This window comes from Exiguobacterium sp. S3 (assembly GCF_018617295.1).
Taxonomy (GTDB): Bacteria; Bacillota; Bacilli; order Exiguobacteriales; family Exiguobacteriaceae; genus Exiguobacterium; species Exiguobacterium profundum.
Genome location: NZ_JACSJW010000003.1, coordinates 133,138 through 146,533 on the forward strand (window position 1 = coordinate 133,138; position 13,396 = coordinate 146,533).

The 13,396-nt window shown below is 48.0% G+C and carries 18 protein-coding genes; 1 reads left to right on the top strand and 17 read right to left on the bottom strand.

Features of this window, described 5'->3' with window-relative positions; all coding sequences use genetic code 11:
- Positions 1-14: 14 nt before the first annotated feature.
- The 14 genes from KNO65_RS09405 to glyA all read right to left on the bottom strand — a co-directional run bounded on the left by KNO65_RS09405 (position 15) and on the right by glyA (position 10,924).
- On the bottom strand, positions 15-548 hold the full coding sequence (locus tag KNO65_RS09405; RefSeq protein WP_012727358.1) for a F0F1 ATP synthase subunit delta: 534 nt from the start codon (positions 546-548) through the stop codon (positions 15-17).
- Positions 548-1,075: a F0F1 ATP synthase subunit B gene (gene atpF, locus KNO65_RS09410; RefSeq protein WP_012727359.1), complete on the bottom strand. Its 528-nt coding sequence runs from the start codon at positions 1,073-1,075 to the stop codon at positions 548-550. The genes KNO65_RS09405 and atpF overlap by 1 nt, the downstream gene beginning before the upstream one ends.
- Positions 1,076-1,146: 71 nt before the next feature.
- On the bottom strand, positions 1,147-1,368 hold the full coding sequence (gene atpE / locus KNO65_RS09415; RefSeq protein ID WP_214694520.1) for a F0F1 ATP synthase subunit C: 222 nt from the start codon (positions 1,366-1,368) through the stop codon (positions 1,147-1,149).
- 65 nt (positions 1,369-1,433) lie between these two features.
- Entirely contained in the window at positions 1,434-2,171 is a 738-nt protein-coding gene (gene atpB, locus KNO65_RS09420) for a F0F1 ATP synthase subunit A (protein WP_214783647.1), read from the bottom strand.
- Positions 2,171-2,578 carry an ATP synthase subunit I gene (locus KNO65_RS09425; protein WP_074035722.1) on the bottom strand — a complete coding sequence of 136 codons (408 nt, stop codon included), beginning with the start codon at positions 2,576-2,578 and terminating at the stop codon, positions 2,171-2,173. Before KNO65_RS09425 ends, atpB begins: the two co-directional genes overlap by 1 nt.
- Entirely contained in the window at positions 2,575-2,802 is a 228-nt protein-coding gene (locus KNO65_RS09430) for a hypothetical protein (RefSeq protein ID WP_012727363.1), read from the bottom strand. The genes KNO65_RS09425 and KNO65_RS09430 overlap by 4 nt, the downstream gene beginning before the upstream one ends.
- A 664-nt stretch (positions 2,803-3,466) precedes the next feature.
- Complete coding sequence (gene upp, locus KNO65_RS09435; RefSeq protein ID WP_012727364.1) at positions 3,467-4,096, bottom strand: uracil phosphoribosyltransferase; 630 nt, start codon at positions 4,094-4,096, stop codon at positions 3,467-3,469.
- Between the two features lie 98 nt (positions 4,097-4,194).
- Positions 4,195-5,406, bottom strand: a complete 1,212-nt coding sequence (locus KNO65_RS09440) for a hypothetical protein (protein ID WP_214783650.1) — start codon at positions 5,404-5,406, stop codon at positions 4,195-4,197.
- Positions 5,407-5,610: 204 nt separating this feature from the next.
- Positions 5,611-6,279, bottom strand: a complete 669-nt coding sequence (locus KNO65_RS09445) for a hypothetical protein (protein ID WP_214783653.1) — start codon at positions 6,277-6,279, stop codon at positions 5,611-5,613.
- A 108-nt stretch (positions 6,280-6,387) separates the two neighbouring features.
- Positions 6,388-7,623 carry a sensor histidine kinase gene (locus KNO65_RS09450; RefSeq protein ID WP_214783656.1) on the bottom strand — a complete coding sequence of 412 codons (1,236 nt, stop codon included), beginning with the start codon at positions 7,621-7,623 and terminating at the stop codon, positions 6,388-6,390.
- Between the two features lie 3 nt (positions 7,624-7,626).
- Complete coding sequence (locus KNO65_RS09455) at positions 7,627-8,304, bottom strand: response regulator transcription factor (RefSeq protein ID WP_214783659.1); 678 nt, start codon at positions 8,302-8,304, stop codon at positions 7,627-7,629.
- A 65-nt stretch (positions 8,305-8,369) separates the two neighbouring features.
- Positions 8,370-8,618 carry a hypothetical protein gene (locus tag KNO65_RS09460; protein WP_031422247.1) on the bottom strand — a complete coding sequence of 83 codons (249 nt, stop codon included), beginning with the start codon at positions 8,616-8,618 and terminating at the stop codon, positions 8,370-8,372.
- Positions 8,619-8,718: 100 nt separating this feature from the next.
- Positions 8,719-9,666 (bottom strand): hypothetical protein, encoded by a 948-nt coding sequence (locus KNO65_RS09465; RefSeq protein WP_214783661.1) that lies wholly within the window; start codon positions 9,664-9,666, stop codon positions 8,719-8,721.
- 4 nt (positions 9,667-9,670) lie between these two features.
- Positions 9,671-10,924 carry a serine hydroxymethyltransferase gene (glyA, locus tag KNO65_RS09470; RefSeq protein ID WP_214783664.1) on the bottom strand — a complete coding sequence of 418 codons (1,254 nt, stop codon included), beginning with the start codon at positions 10,922-10,924 and terminating at the stop codon, positions 9,671-9,673.
- 131 nt (positions 10,925-11,055) lie between these two features.
- On the opposite strand from glyA, the gene KNO65_RS09475 reads away from it, so the two are divergent.
- Positions 11,056-11,841, top strand: a complete 786-nt coding sequence (locus KNO65_RS09475) for an alpha/beta hydrolase (RefSeq protein WP_214783666.1) — start codon at positions 11,056-11,058, stop codon at positions 11,839-11,841.
- A gap of 54 nt (positions 11,842-11,895) precedes the next feature.
- Here the strand turns inward: KNO65_RS09475 and KNO65_RS09480 are convergent, their stop codons facing one another.
- The 3 genes from KNO65_RS09480 to KNO65_RS09490 are packed head-to-tail and all read right to left on the bottom strand — an operon-like array spanning position 11,896 to position 13,374.
- Positions 11,896-12,429 carry a TIGR01440 family protein gene (locus KNO65_RS09480; RefSeq protein ID WP_201302252.1) on the bottom strand — a complete coding sequence of 178 codons (534 nt, stop codon included), beginning with the start codon at positions 12,427-12,429 and terminating at the stop codon, positions 11,896-11,898.
- A gap of 5 nt (positions 12,430-12,434) precedes the next feature.
- Positions 12,435-12,875 (bottom strand): ribose 5-phosphate isomerase B, encoded by a 441-nt coding sequence (gene rpiB, locus KNO65_RS09485; protein ID WP_012727380.1) that lies wholly within the window; start codon positions 12,873-12,875, stop codon positions 12,435-12,437.
- A gap of 4 nt (positions 12,876-12,879) precedes the next feature.
- Positions 12,880-13,374, bottom strand: coding sequence for a low molecular weight protein arginine phosphatase (locus tag KNO65_RS09490; protein ID WP_214784150.1), 495 nt, complete (start codon positions 13,372-13,374; stop codon positions 12,880-12,882).
- Positions 13,375-13,396 lie beyond the last annotated feature (22 nt).

A 13,396-nucleotide genomic window follows, 5' to 3' on the forward strand; every position in this document is an offset into this window, starting at 1 on the left:
TTCACCCCTATTTCTTACGCATTCAACAATTCACGCTCGAGGCGTGTCAATTTCGTTTCAATCGTATCATCGTACGTCGTGTATCCGACTTGGACACGGAGTCCACCGATGACTTCTTCATCGACGACGTTCTTCAATTGGAGCGTCTTCCCGAGCTTCTGTCCGAAGACGAGTTCGACGTCTTTCAAGTCTGTTGCCGACAACGGGTAGGCGCTTGTGACAATACCCTCTGCAATCCCACGGTAGTCGTTGATCAATTCGCGGACGTAACGTGGCAATGCGCGAACCTCTGCCGCACGGTCGTTTTCGACCATGACAAGAAGTGTGTTCACGACAATCGCCGTCATATCACCAAAGCTGTCTTTTAAAAGCTGTGCAAGCTCGCTGTCACTGACTGCCGGATTCGTTAAGAGATCCATGAGTTCAGGAGTCGCGTGGAGCACTTCATCGAGCAGACGCACTTCCGCTTCGACTTGGTCGAGCGTGCCTTGTTCCCGCGCTAAGTCGAAGAGCGCTTTGGCATAGCGTTTTGCTAGTGATGCGTTCATCAGTTCGCACCTTTCGCTTTAGACAGGAAGTCTGTGACGAGGGCACGTTGTTTCGCTTCATCGCCTTTAAGGTCTGATTGAAGGACGTGGCGTGCTGCCGAAAGCGCCTGTGTGACGACTTCCGTTTGAAGAGATTGTTTCGCAAGCTCACGCTCACGCTCAATCGCTTTCTCTGCCTCGATTTTAATTTGTTCGGCTTCCAAACGCGCCTGCTCCACCAAGCGTGCTTGTTCTGCTTCTGCTTGTCGACGGCTTGCGTCGAGCATTTCTTTTGATTCAGTACGTGCTGCACTGAGTGCGTCACGTTGTTCAACGACATAATGTTCCGCATCTTTGCGGCTCTTTTCAGCGAGTTCAATTTCGTTCGCTACATACTCTTCACGCTGTCTCATCATTCCAAGGAGTGGTCCCCAAGCAAATTTCTTCAACAGGGCCAAGAGTACGAGGAATGTGAAAATTGTAAAGATCATATCCAGAATGCGGAGGCCTTCGCCGCCAGCACCAGCTGCAATCATCATCGTATCCATGCATACCCTCCTCTTGACTAAATAAGTGAGGGAGACGTGCTCCCTCTCATGCTATTCTCGTTAACTCGGAATCAAGAGTTGAGGAGAAGGAAACCGACAGCCACACCGATGATCGGGAGGGCCTCAACCAAACCGATACCGATGAACATTGTTTGACGAAGTTCGTTTTTGAGTTCTGGTTGACGTGCTTGTCCTTGTACTGTTCCGTATACGATCAAACCGTTACCGATACCAGCTGCGAGTGCTCCAAGACCGATAACAATTGCTGTTGCGAGAAGATTAAGTTGTTCCATTGTGTATATTCCTCCTAAAAGTTAAGTAAATAATTTGGTTGTAACGCTTTGGCGAGATGTCCGAATCAATGTTCGGCCGAAGCTTTGTGCCCGATGTACACCATTGCAAGCGTCAGGAAAATGTAGGATTGGATAACCCCGATAAAGATTGAGAAACCTTGCCATAGAATCATTGGTACGACCGCAAAGATTGCGCCGAGCGGGTTGAGTGCGCCTTCGGCTGTAATCGCGAGTCCCAAGATGATGGTAATCATGATTTCACCGGCAAAGATGTTACCGTATAGACGCAAACCGAGCGTCAACGTGTTCGCAAACTCCTCGATCAATTTGATCGGAAGCAAGAACCAGACTGGTTTTACGAATTCCGCTGAATAGTGCTTGAACCCGTGTAGCTTCACCCCGTAATAGTGCGACATTGCAACGACGAGTGTCGACAACGCCAAGGTTACGTAAGGATCGGCTGTCGGTGAGTTGAACCACAAATAGTGTCCGGAAATGACGTTAAACGGTAGACCCATCAAGTTTGAGAAGAGAATGAACAAAATCAACGTCATCCCAAATCCAATAAAGCGTCCTCCTGTCTTCCAGTCCATCGCACTTGCGATGATTCCACGTACGAACTCCGCGAAGAATTCCATGAAGTTTTGTTTGCCAGTCGGCTTCATTGCCAAACGTCTTGTCCCCCAAATGGCGAATACGAAGACGAGTAACGCTGCAACTAGCACTGTAATGACGTTCGTCCAGCTCCCGTATAACGTATAGTCCCCAAAGTGCAGAGAATATGTGGGAAACTCATGACCCATTAATATTCACCTCTTTTCCTGCTGAGCTGGGCAAGTGTAAACTCGCCAAATTGTATGATGTGGCCGGCGATTAGACCAGTTACCACCGCGATGACGGACACTCGATCCTCGTAGAGAAGACCGACTATCACTGCTAACGCACCGACCGCCATTCTTGAAACGGTCCCGTGCGACTTTGGTCGTCGTCCATGCTCGATGACGTCATACATACGTATGACACTTCGATTCTGCATATGTAGAATGATGAGACTCCCGACCCCGCCGATGAACAATCCGAGAAAAACGGCTTTGTACATCGGGACGATGAAGGCGCCAACTAACAAAATTGCAAACCAAATGGTAAACCATTTCGTATAACGCTTCATCAACTCTTTTTGTGCTTTTCTGTCTGCTTGAATCGTATTCATTCGTCCTCTCCTGTCAATAAACTCCGAAGGGTGAGAACTAGCGCCGTAACCCCGAACACGAGTCCAAGGATAATCGACACATTCCAACCAAACGTGCCCCAAAATTCACGTCTTTCGCCGTACTGTCCGACGAGATAACCGATGACAATCGGTCCAGCAAGTGCTGTCGAGATTTGTGAAGCGAGCGAGGCATAGGATAGATAACGATTGTCTTTTTTCGCCATCCAAATCCCCCTTTCGAGTCTCACGTGCTCCCTTGTTCTTCACGAATTCACACTCGCGTGACCATCAAAAGTCACACAAGTTCAGAGTAATAGAAATGGCATAAGAAGTCAATGAATTTCACAATTATAAAAGCGCTTTAAATCAAGTCGTATCAATAGTTTTACGCACTTCATAAACTAAACGATTGAGGCACTTTTTTAAGAAAGTGTGAAGAAACGTTGAAATAAAAATGTTGACTTTATAACATTTCACAAACGTAATCAGATGAAGAATAGTTCAGTTATACCCCCACGTTTTGGAAAATTCAATCGGTAAACGCTTACGTTCACAAAGAGTTACGAAACGACGGTTGACTTCATTTTGAAATCGTTTTCAACGTCCTGTATCAGTATACCGAGGATGTTTTTACCATGTCGAGCGATTTTGCCCATTTTTTTGTGAGGAATCTCATACTGTTCAAAATCCCTTTCTCAATCATGGTTTTATATTCGAAATCGAGGGATTCTACTTAAATAAGAAAGAATAGATAAATTCCATCCCAGTTCGCCATTCTTCTCGCTCTAGTTTTGTGTCTATTTTGTGACATCCGTAAATGATAAATATTATTCAGTGTCAATCGTAAAAAAAGCGAAAATCGCATAGGCGATTCTCGCTTTTAAGTCATTACTTCGTACCAAACAAACGGTCACCCGCATCCCCAAGTCCAGGAACGATATAACCGTGGTCATTTAATTTTTCATCGAGTGCAGCAAGATAGATCTCTACATCCGGATGTTCTGCTTGTACACGCTCTACGCCTTCTGGTGCTGCGCAGAGGCATGCCAACTTGATTGACTTCGCTCCGTGTTTCTTGAGTGATGCAATCGCATCAACAGCCGAACCACCTGTCGCGAGCATCGGGTCAACAACGATAAAGTCGCGTTCTGTGACGTCTGTCGGAAGTTTCAAGTAGTATTCGTGTGGCTCAAGTGTTTCCGGATCGCGGTAAAGACCGATATGACCGACTTTTACGTTCGGCATCATTTTGAGGAACCCATCCACCATACCAAGTCCTGCACGTAAAATAGGGACGATTCCCAATTTCTTGCCGGCAATCATCTTTTGAGTGGAAACAGAGACCGGTGTCTCGATTTCTACGTCTGTTAGGGGTAGGCTGCGCGTGATTTCGTATGCCATAAGTGAAGAAACTTCGTCGACGAGTTCACGGAACTGCTTCGTCCCCGTCTCTACTTTACGCATAATCGTCATTTTGTGCTGAATCAAAGGATGGTCATAAACATGTACTTTTCCCATCTTGCTTCACTCCTCTCTCATTCTCTCTCGAGCATTGTACCCTAACTCTGTTGAGATGGGTAGAGCCAACTTCTATTTTATCAAAGGTCAGACGCCACTTATGGTTGAATGACCTGGAAATAATCATTGCCCGGAAGTTCATACGATTGAGATGTGTGTTGATCGACTAAATAGAGTTCTGTTTCCGTTTTCCATACGTCAAAGGATTGCTCAGTCAATTCTTCATACAGATGCAAGTCTCCGATTTTGATAGCTGTAGACGGTTTTTCATGCGGCTGAATATGAGACAAGGCGTCAAACAACTCTTGCGTTTTTGGTCCGTCTAGCCAGATTGTATCTTGATCCGATTCAAAAACTGCCAGGCGCGTTTCCCTTTCGGCGGGGCGCGTGGACATCTTGTTTGTCACTGGACGACGGACATGCCCCCAAATTTCAAGGACCGTTCCGTATGTTTTCGATAACGATAACGACGTCTCTTCAGCCACATCCCCTTCAATCGGTCGATCAGATAAGATGATGCGTTTCATGAGTTCGCGATGATTTCCCTTTAGCGAGAGCTCTTCTTTCGGATCGACTTTCATATAAGGAGCCTCATATATATTCGGTAGGATGAGTTGTTTGAGCGAGGACGCCTCTCCGATTTGTAGGGTGAGACGATCATCGGCACGCCTCGTCAAGAAAATATACCCTTCATTCTCTCCGCTTTGAAACGGGAATAGTTTTGGTTCAATGATCGGGTCAAGTGTACGCCCATTTCGAATCGTCTCGAACGTCACATAGATCGCTCCCGTATCCGGTGTCGTATAACGGAAAGCCGAGTCGGGCATCACTTCTTCATGCGTCTCGTTCAATGTGAACGTACTTGTAATCGATTCAAGGTCATCGATGCGCTCAAACTCAATTGTCGAGACCACTTTCGATTCTTGAAAGCGCTCTTGTTCGAGCGCTTCAAACGCTTGAATCGGCTCCACGGCAAACGTTCGCTCCATCAACTCATTGCTGTTCGCGCAGGTCACGTAACGTTCATCACCCGCCGCAAAATATTTTACCGTTTTGGAACCGAGTACTTCATAGAGCGGATGATGAAATGTCACTTCTGCCACCTTGGCTCGTCGCTCTGGTAAGACATCTGTCGGACGACGCTCACAGTATGTAAGTAGCTTCTCTTGTGTTTGTTTCATTAACGGTATCTCAGGATCTTGCTCGACTCGATAGGAAGACAAAGGACGTAACTCAATCGCGTTCAACGTCTCGGCACCACATCCACTCAACAAGATACAACTGAGCAAGATTCCCCAATACGTGCGCATTGATGTTCCTCCTCATTCCCAATTAGGTGGAAACCACCTAAATTTTTCTTGTACATCATAACATAGAACCTATTTTTGTGATGATTTCAGAATTATTACGTTTCCGATGACTTGATGAAAGCGGTCCAACTCATTTTATACTTCAACGTCTAGCAACAAAAAAAGAACTAATCCATCAAGAGATTAGTCCTTTTTATCACTTCATTAGTCATCTTGAGATGAGTCGTCCTGCGAAGAATCATCTTGTTCATTCTGGTCGTCCTCTGATTCACGATCGACTTCAATGACCGCCCCATCTTGATTTAGCTCAAGTTTGACAGGGTCGCCGACACGCGGAGTATCATCATCGATTTCAGAGCGTGCGGCAAGTGGATATACGTTGTCTTTCCCATCGATTTTAATCGTGACTTCTTGATTTGTGAGTTTGACGAGCGTGCCGTAAATATACGCATCATCACCACTCTCACGGTCCACTTCCTTCACTTCATCATCTCGGTTCAATTCGAGTTTTACCCGGTCACCCACTTGCGGTGTATCGTCATCGATTTCATGTGTCGCCGCTAAAGGGTATGTCGACTCTTTTCCATTGAAGCTGATGGTGACATCTTCTTTCGATAACTTTACGAGCGTCCCGTATAGTTCATAGTCGTCTCCATCTCCCACTCGCGCTGCTGACGAATCATCTGATGCGCTACTTGAGCCATCCGATGTAGCAGGGTCATCTGGGTTGTCCGTTGATCGATCGTCACTCGCTTGATTGATTGCTTGTGGAACAATGACCGTATCCGTCTGATTCCCGTTTACGTAAAATCCAATTCCAACAATTGCCATGACAGCTAATAATGCGCCGATAATCCAACCGATGCGTTTCATGTTTGTTTCCTCCTCATGATGTGTTCTTCTTATTTTCATCATAAGCCTCTTCCGTGAGAGCATATTTAAGGCTTCATTAGAAGTTGATGAGAAAATGCGAAATATTCATCATCGAGTCAGAAAAAATATACTGCCATCCGGATGATTCGATCTACTCCCGATCGTCCACTCATTCAAGTCCGCCACTTCTTTCGCAATCGCGAGACCAAGACCGCTCCCACTGCGATCGCGCGCTTCATCTAATCGGTAGAATCGATCGAACAGCCGATTCCTCACATCATCCGAAAGAATCGGTCCTCGATCGCGTACCTCAATTCGATCACTCTTCAAATGAAGGCTCGTCTCTTCCGCATACTTCAAACTATTGTCTAATAGGATGACAAGAATCCGCTGTAACGACTCACGATGACCAAACCAGCTTCCTGTAGATTCAATAGGTAAATGGACGCCGTGCGACCGCAAAAAACGTTCTCCTATTGATTCCCCAAGTTCAGCTAAATCGATTTCTTCTCGCTCTACCTGTTCGAGTGCAGCAAATCGATTCAATTCGAGCATAGGTTCAATCAAATCATTTCGCATTTGACGCGACTCCGTTAAAATATGGTCAATCGCTTCGGCACGTACACTCTCATCTTCTTGTCCCCATCGTTGTAATAACTTCGCATAGCCCTCGATGACGGTCAACGGTGTCTTGAGTTCATGTGAAACATCGGCGACGAAACGACGTTGTTGCTCCATCGTCCCTTCGACTCGCTCAATCATATGATTAAATCCGTCCGAAAGAGTCGTCACTTCATCTTTTCGGTCAGCCACTTCGATTGTCTCAAACTTACCGGACTCCGTGATCCGTTCCATCGTCTCTGTCAATCGGCGTAACGGTGACAGACCTTGACGTAAAATCCACCACGTCCCTAGGAACGTCAAGAGAACAGCAAAGAAGAACATGACGAGAAAAATGGTTGCGAGCGCTTGAATCGTATTGCTCACATCTCGATCCTGAAAGCCGAACGCTAGTCCATCCGTCGTCGCGACCACAAACCAATCATCGATGAGGGCCGGTTCCCCGTAATTGATGGGAAACGTCGTTCCGTCTGGCACTTCTCCTCCGATGATTCCCCATTCGCCGTTTTCTTGACGTTCTAACACGACACTGTCCTCATGAAGCGACAATACCGCATCGCTATTCCGGACATCTTCTTCCAAGAGATTCAACGCCTGCAGTAACACGTCAAAACGCGAATCGACAATTTCCTGTCTGGCGACGAACCAGGTTACGCCAAAGGAGACGAGAAGAAGCAACAACATAAACCCTGTCATCGCCCACGCAATTTTTGTTCGTAGCATCGGTCACTCACCACGCTTCAACATATAGCCGACACCACGAACCGTTTGAATCCAAGAGCCGGTCAGTTTTTTCCTTACGTATCGGACATACACGTCCACGACATTCGTATCCCCATAGTAGTCGAATCCCCACACGTGTTCGACGAGTTGGTCACGCGTCAAAACACGCTCCGGATTCTCTAAAAAGAAAACCAACAAGTCAAACTCACGTCGAGTCAAATCTACTTTCTTTCCGTCACAATATACTTCATGACGATTCACGTCGACAGTCAATGTGTCGTACGTCAACACCTGTTCGGAATGGTCCTGACGAACAAGCTGGCGCATTCGTAAAAATGCCCGAATTCGTGCGAGCACCTCTTCTATTTCAAATGGTTTCGTGATGTAATCATCTGCGCCAAGATCAAGCCCACTCACTTTGTCGTATCGATCGCCACGGGCCGTCACCATCAGAACCGGTAACAATGGTCGCTCTTCTTTCAGACGACGGACCACCTCGAGTCCACTCATTTGAGGTAACATTACGTCAAGCAACACGAGGTCGACATCGTCAGAGAGAGCTCGTTCCAAACCGGTACGACCGTCTGTCGCCACCATGACCGCATATCCCGCATGCTTCAATTCCAACTCCAGTAATCGCGCAATCTTCGAATCATCTTCTACGACGAGAATCGTCTGCATCCTGCTCACTCCTTTGAAAAAACGCCGAGCAGTTCGCTCGACGTATTGTTATTCATTTCCCGAATTCAATCCGCAAAAAACAGACGAACGCCTTCTGGAACGGCTTGCTCGATTCGTCTTTCTAAATCATCTTCCCATTCATCCCACTTCGTATCGACTTGTTCCATCTGCTGTTCGACTTCCAGCGCCGCTAGCGATAGTTGCGACAGGCTGGATTGTCCAGGTGAAGTGAAGAACAAAAATCCGGCAAGTCCGATTCCCATAAGTCCGATCGCCAATAAAGTTGTTCCAATGGTTTTCATTACACGTTTCATACACGCATCCCTCCTATCTCAAATCATACGACAGGAAAACGAGAAATCGTGGTGTACTTCATTAGAATTTCATGAGAAAAGGCGCTACTCATGTAGCACCTTATTCTTCGAGCACGGACTTCGCAATCGGTGCCCAATACGTCCCTTCCATCTCAGAAACGGTCGTCAACGTTTCACGGTACGCCGGGTCATTCGCTTTTTTCTCGGCAATCCCTTTCATCCAAAGGACATCTGCCTTGTAACCGGATTCTGGATACGACTCGAGATAAGCCGCATAGTCCGCAATGTCCGCTTGTCCCAATTTATTGTCGACAAGAAGTCGATAAAACCCAACTGCTTGTTCTTGTCCGACTTTCGCTTTTCCACCTAATAGGCGGTCGGCTTTTTCATACTGTTTATCTTGAACAAGTGCTTCTACCTCAGCCAGCGGTACAACATCCGTTGATGTGTCCGGTGCTTCTTCAGTTGATTCCTTTGGCTTCTGTTCGTCCGAATCTTGAAGTTTCTCATTCTCTTCTTCGAGTCGGGCGACTTCTGCCTCGAGCTCTTCAAGGCGTTCTGCGAGTGCTTCTTCTTCCGTTACGGTCTCGACAACGACTTCGTCCGGCTCGTCCGGCGTGACGACGGGCGGTTCGGCATCTGGCCAAAATATGAGCGCTCCAGCCGCAAGACTGACCACTAGCGGAAGCCCAAGCCATTTCTTATCGAGCTTGAACGCCTGTCGCCACTCGGCTAAATCAGAATGTTGGATGACAGCCGACGAGAACGAACGAAAGCGGCGCTTGGCCGCTTTTCTTCCGTTCGCCTTCACTTCTAGCGCAAGACCTAGTCGATGGAAAGCAGCAGGCACTTTCATCCCGAGGAGCGGCACGATTCGTTCGCTCGCTTCTTCATAATAGCCATGGTCAAGGAGCGTCGTGATGACACCAAACTCACTGGCGACAAGACGGAAAGAAGGATCGTATTCCCCTTTACGAGCCAACCATTCTGTCATATCGAACAATGGAAGTTCGGATAGCTCTCGTTCTGCTAGTGTCCGAATATCCATTGACTCAGCCTCGTTCAGGGTAAAGCGGGAACTTCGCCGTTAACGATTGCACGTCTTGAAGTGCTTCCGCGATTACCGCCTCGTCTTCATGTTGTTTCAGCACACGCCCGATGAGATGTGCCACTTCTTTCATATCCGCTTCTTTGAAGCCACGAGTCGTCATCGCAGCCGTTCCAAGACGGATTCCGCTTGTGACAAACGGTGATGCCGGGTCGAATGGAATCGTGTTTTTATTGACCGTGATTCCCGCTGCATCCAATGCATGCTCAGCTGCTTTACCTGTGATGTCGATTCCTCGAAGATCGACAAGCAATAGGTGATTGTCCGTTCCGCCCGATACGATTCGAAGTCCCTCTTCTTCAAGGCCTGCCGCAAGTGCTTGTGCATTCGCAATGACTTGACGTTGGTAATCTTTGAATTCCGGTTGGAGTGCCTCACCGAACGCGACCGCTTTTGCCGCGATGACGTGCATGAGCGGTCCTCCTTGAATCCCTGGGAAAATCGACTTATCGATCGCTTTGGCGAACTCTTCTTTACAAAGAATCATCCCTCCACGTGGTCCACGGAGCGTCTTGTGCGTCGTCGTCGTGACGAAATGCGCATGTTCGACCGGGTTCGGATGTAGACCTGCTGCCACGAGTCCAGCGATGTGCGCCATATCGACCATAAGATAAGCATCGACACTGTCCGCGATCTCACGGAACTTCGCGAAGTCGATTGTACGTGGGTATGCCGATGCTCCCGCAACAATCAATTTCGGCTTATGTTCCTTCGCAAGTGCAGCGACGACGTCATAATCGATGTGTTCTGTCTCTTTGTCTACACCATATTCGACGAAGTTATATTGCACACCTGAGAAGTTGACCGGGCTACCGTGCGTCAAGTGACCACCATGAGACAAGTTCATTCCGAGAACCGTATCTCCTGCTTCAAGCACCGTGAAGTAGACCGCCATGTTCGCTTGTGCACCCGAGTGTGGTTGTACGTTCGCATGTTCTGCACCGAACAATTCTTTCGCACGGTCACGCGCCAAGTTCTCAGCGACGTCGACAAACTCACAGCCACCGTAGTAACGGCGTCCCGGATATCCTTCGGCATATTTGTTCGTCAATACGCCACCTTGCGCTTCCATGACCGCTTCTGAAACAAAGTTTTCTGAAGCGATGAGTTCGATGTTGTCGCGCTGACGACCGAGCTCGTGTTGCATTGCCTCAAACAATTCCGCATCCTGCACTTTCAACTTCGTCGTGTTTACCATGTGAAGACCCCCTCTAAATGTCTAAAAATCAACACCCCCATCGTACCACACGCTTGTTTTTTTGGGTATCGCAATAATCTGATGAAAAGTTGGGTATCATTAATAGGAATGTAACTGTGAGGAGGCCAATTATGATTGAGACAAAAGAACTGACGATCACACCGTTCGAACGGACACGAACGGTCCGTATTTACACACCTTCCGACTATGGGACGTCCGAAAAACGATATCCGGTCCTCTACATGCACGATGGACAGAACTGTTTTGCTGACGAGGATGCGAGCTACAACATGAGCTGGCGCGTCGGTGAATATTTAGACGCCTCGAAGCGTGACTTGATTGTCGTCGCCCTCGATAGTGCACCAGGCGAACAACGACTCGATGAGTATGGACCGTGGGAAAACCCTTATATCGGTGAAAGTTTGCTCGGAAGTGACATCGTGCTCGGCGGGCAGGGTTCGGCGTATATCGAATACATCGCGCAGGAATTGAAACCTCAAATCGATGCTGACTATCGGACGATTCCGGAAGAAACAGCGATGATGGGAAGTTCGATGGGTGGGCTCATCTCGATATATGCAGCATGTGTATATCCAGACGTCTTCAAGCGTGTCGCTTCCCTGTCCTCTGCATTTTGGTTCAACCAAACCGAGCTGGAACAATTGATTGAAGCGAGCGATTTGAAGGGCGTCGAGCGTCTTTACTTGGACGTCGGCGCAAAAGAAGTCGAGGAACCGATCGAAAATGGACCGACGAACGAGATGTATCGTGAGTCGAGCGAACGCGTGTACAACCTGTTAAAAGACAAGGTCGAACACATCCGCTTCGAAGTGATTGAAGAAGGAGTTCACAACGAGCTCGCCTGGCGTGAGCGTTTCCCGATGGTCATCTCCTATCTTTTTGGAGAAGATTTATAATTTGAATAAAAAAAGCATCGCATTCGGTCGAAAAACCTAAACGCGATGCTTTCTTCATTTATTTGGATACTGAGCCCGTGGCCCACCAATCAGTTTCGGTCTCGTGACTGCGAACGTGACGTACGCCTCTCCGAGATGCTTCGATGATAACCGAACCGGTATCGCGACCGGTTTCAAATGCATCCCAATCAATGTCGAGCCGATATCAATCCCGGCATCTGCTTGAATCGATTCGACGACACATGGTTCATCAAAGTTGGCATAAGCCTTCTCTGACATCGCTCCGCCCGCGGACCGGATCGGGACGACCGTCACTTCTGTGAGACCGAACTGTTTGAGTGTCCGGCGCTCAACGGTGAGGGCACGATTGATATGCTCACACCCTTGAAACGCCAAATGGACACCTGTCTTCTTTCTAAATTCAAGGAATGCTTCCATCAATTCGCTTGCAACATCAATGGAACCTGCCTTCCCAATCGTTTTTCCGAGCACTTCACTCGTCGAGCATCCGATGACGAGAATGCGCTCATCATTCAAAGGAAACCGTTCGTGAAGCTCCGTCAAAAATCCGAGAAGTTCCGTCTTCATTTGACTCACTTCGATTCGTAAGCACTCATCTTGTCGACACGGTTTGAATGGCGACCGCCTTCAAAGTCCGTATCGAGCCACGTCGTCACCAAGTCGAGTGCAAGACCAGGTCCGATGACACGCTCGCCCATCGTCATGATGTTCGAATCGTTATGCTGACGTGTCGCTTTTGCACTGAATGAATCATGGACGAGTGCCGCACGAATCCCTTTGACTTTGTTCGCCGCAATCCCGATTCCGATTCCCGTACCGCAAATCAAAATCCCACGATCGAATTCACCTGCCGCTACCGCTTCTGCGACCGGGATGGCCACATCCGGGTAGTCAATCGAGTCCGCTGAGTGCGTCCCGAAATCTTTATACTCATGTCCGAGTTCCTCAAGCAAGGCTACGATTTCTTTCTTCAAGTTGAAGCCGCCATGATCAGCGCCAATTGCAATTTTCATTCGTTCATTCCCCCGTCTTCTTTGGTAGGCGTCTCGGTGGTTTCGTCACCTTTGACCCATCATTCGTTAATTTTAACACAAGTCGATTCACGAGTGGTTCGAGCTCGTTTCGCACTTGGCGATACACATTCATCGAACCGCCAAACGGATCGTTGATGTCTCGTTCAAGCCCCGTCACGAATTCATAGAGCGTGTACGTCCGCTCAGACAAATCCGGGTATGTATCCCGAATTTGTTCACGGTGTGCGCGTGTCATCGTCAAGATGATATCCGCCCAATTCCCTAACACATCATCGAACGTCTGGGTGACATGATCGAGCTCAATCCCACGTTCTCTGAGAACTTGCAGTGCATTTTCTGAAGCATCGAATCCTTGCATCGTCCGTAGACCAGCTGAGCGAATATCAAACTCATCCCCGGTCATCTTCGAACGGAGCAAGGCCATCGCCATCGGGCTTCGGCACGTGTTGCCACTACATATGAATAATACGCGTTTCATTGACATCGCGTGTCCTCCTCTA

What these genes read in the sequence shown, in the direction of transcription:
- KNO65_RS09450 (WP_214783656.1), bottom strand. Translation starts at nt 7,623, where the DNA reads ATGCTACGAACAAAAATTGCGTGGGCGATGACAGGGTTTATGTTGTTG.
- KNO65_RS09455 (WP_214783659.1), bottom strand. Translation starts at nt 8,304, where the DNA reads ATGCAGACGATTCTCGTCGTAGAAGATGATTCGAAGATTGCGCGATTA.
- KNO65_RS09480 (WP_201302252.1), bottom strand. Translation starts at nt 12,429, where the DNA reads ATGAAGACGGAACTTCTCGGATTTTTGACGGAGCTTCACGAACGGTTT.
- atpB (WP_214783647.1), bottom strand. Translation starts at nt 2,171, where the DNA reads ATGGGTCATGAGTTTCCCACATATTCTCTGCACTTTGGGGACTATACG.
- glyA (WP_214783664.1), bottom strand. Translation starts at nt 10,924, where the DNA reads ATGGTAAACACGACGAAGTTGAAAGTGCAGGATGCGGAATTGTTTGAG.
- KNO65_RS09445 (WP_214783653.1), bottom strand. Translation starts at nt 6,279, where the DNA reads ATGAAACGCATCGGTTGGATTATCGGCGCATTATTAGCTGTCATGGCA.
- rpiB (WP_012727380.1), bottom strand. Translation starts at nt 12,875, where the DNA reads ATGAAAATTGCAATTGGCGCTGATCATGGCGGCTTCAACTTGAAGAAA.
- KNO65_RS09465 (WP_214783661.1), bottom strand. Translation starts at nt 9,666, where the DNA reads ATGGATATTCGGACACTAGCAGAACGAGAGCTATCCGAACTTCCATTG.
- upp (WP_012727364.1), bottom strand. Translation starts at nt 4,096, where the DNA reads ATGGGAAAAGTACATGTTTATGACCATCCTTTGATTCAGCACAAAATG.
- KNO65_RS09475 (WP_214783666.1), top strand. Translation starts at nt 11,056, where the DNA reads ATGATTGAGACAAAAGAACTGACGATCACACCGTTCGAACGGACACGA.
- atpF (WP_012727359.1), bottom strand. Translation starts at nt 1,075, where the DNA reads ATGGATACGATGATGATTGCAGCTGGTGCTGGCGGCGAAGGCCTCCGC.
- KNO65_RS09460 (WP_031422247.1), bottom strand. Translation starts at nt 8,618, where the DNA reads ATGAAACGTGTAATGAAAACCATTGGAACAACTTTATTGGCGATCGGA.
- KNO65_RS09490 (WP_214784150.1), bottom strand. Translation starts at nt 13,374, where the DNA reads ATGAAACGCGTATTATTCATATGTAGTGGCAACACGTGCCGAAGCCCG.
- atpE (WP_214694520.1), bottom strand. Translation starts at nt 1,368, where the DNA reads ATGGAACAACTTAATCTTCTCGCAACAGCAATTGTTATCGGTCTTGGA.
- KNO65_RS09440 (WP_214783650.1), bottom strand. Translation starts at nt 5,406, where the DNA reads ATGCGCACGTATTGGGGAATCTTGCTCAGTTGTATCTTGTTGAGTGGA.
- KNO65_RS09425 (WP_074035722.1), bottom strand. Translation starts at nt 2,578, where the DNA reads ATGAATACGATTCAAGCAGACAGAAAAGCACAAAAAGAGTTGATGAAG.
- KNO65_RS09430 (WP_012727363.1), bottom strand. Translation starts at nt 2,802, where the DNA reads ATGGCGAAAAAAGACAATCGTTATCTATCCTATGCCTCGCTCGCTTCA.
- KNO65_RS09405 (WP_012727358.1), bottom strand. Translation starts at nt 548, where the DNA reads ATGAACGCATCACTAGCAAAACGCTATGCCAAAGCGCTCTTCGACTTA.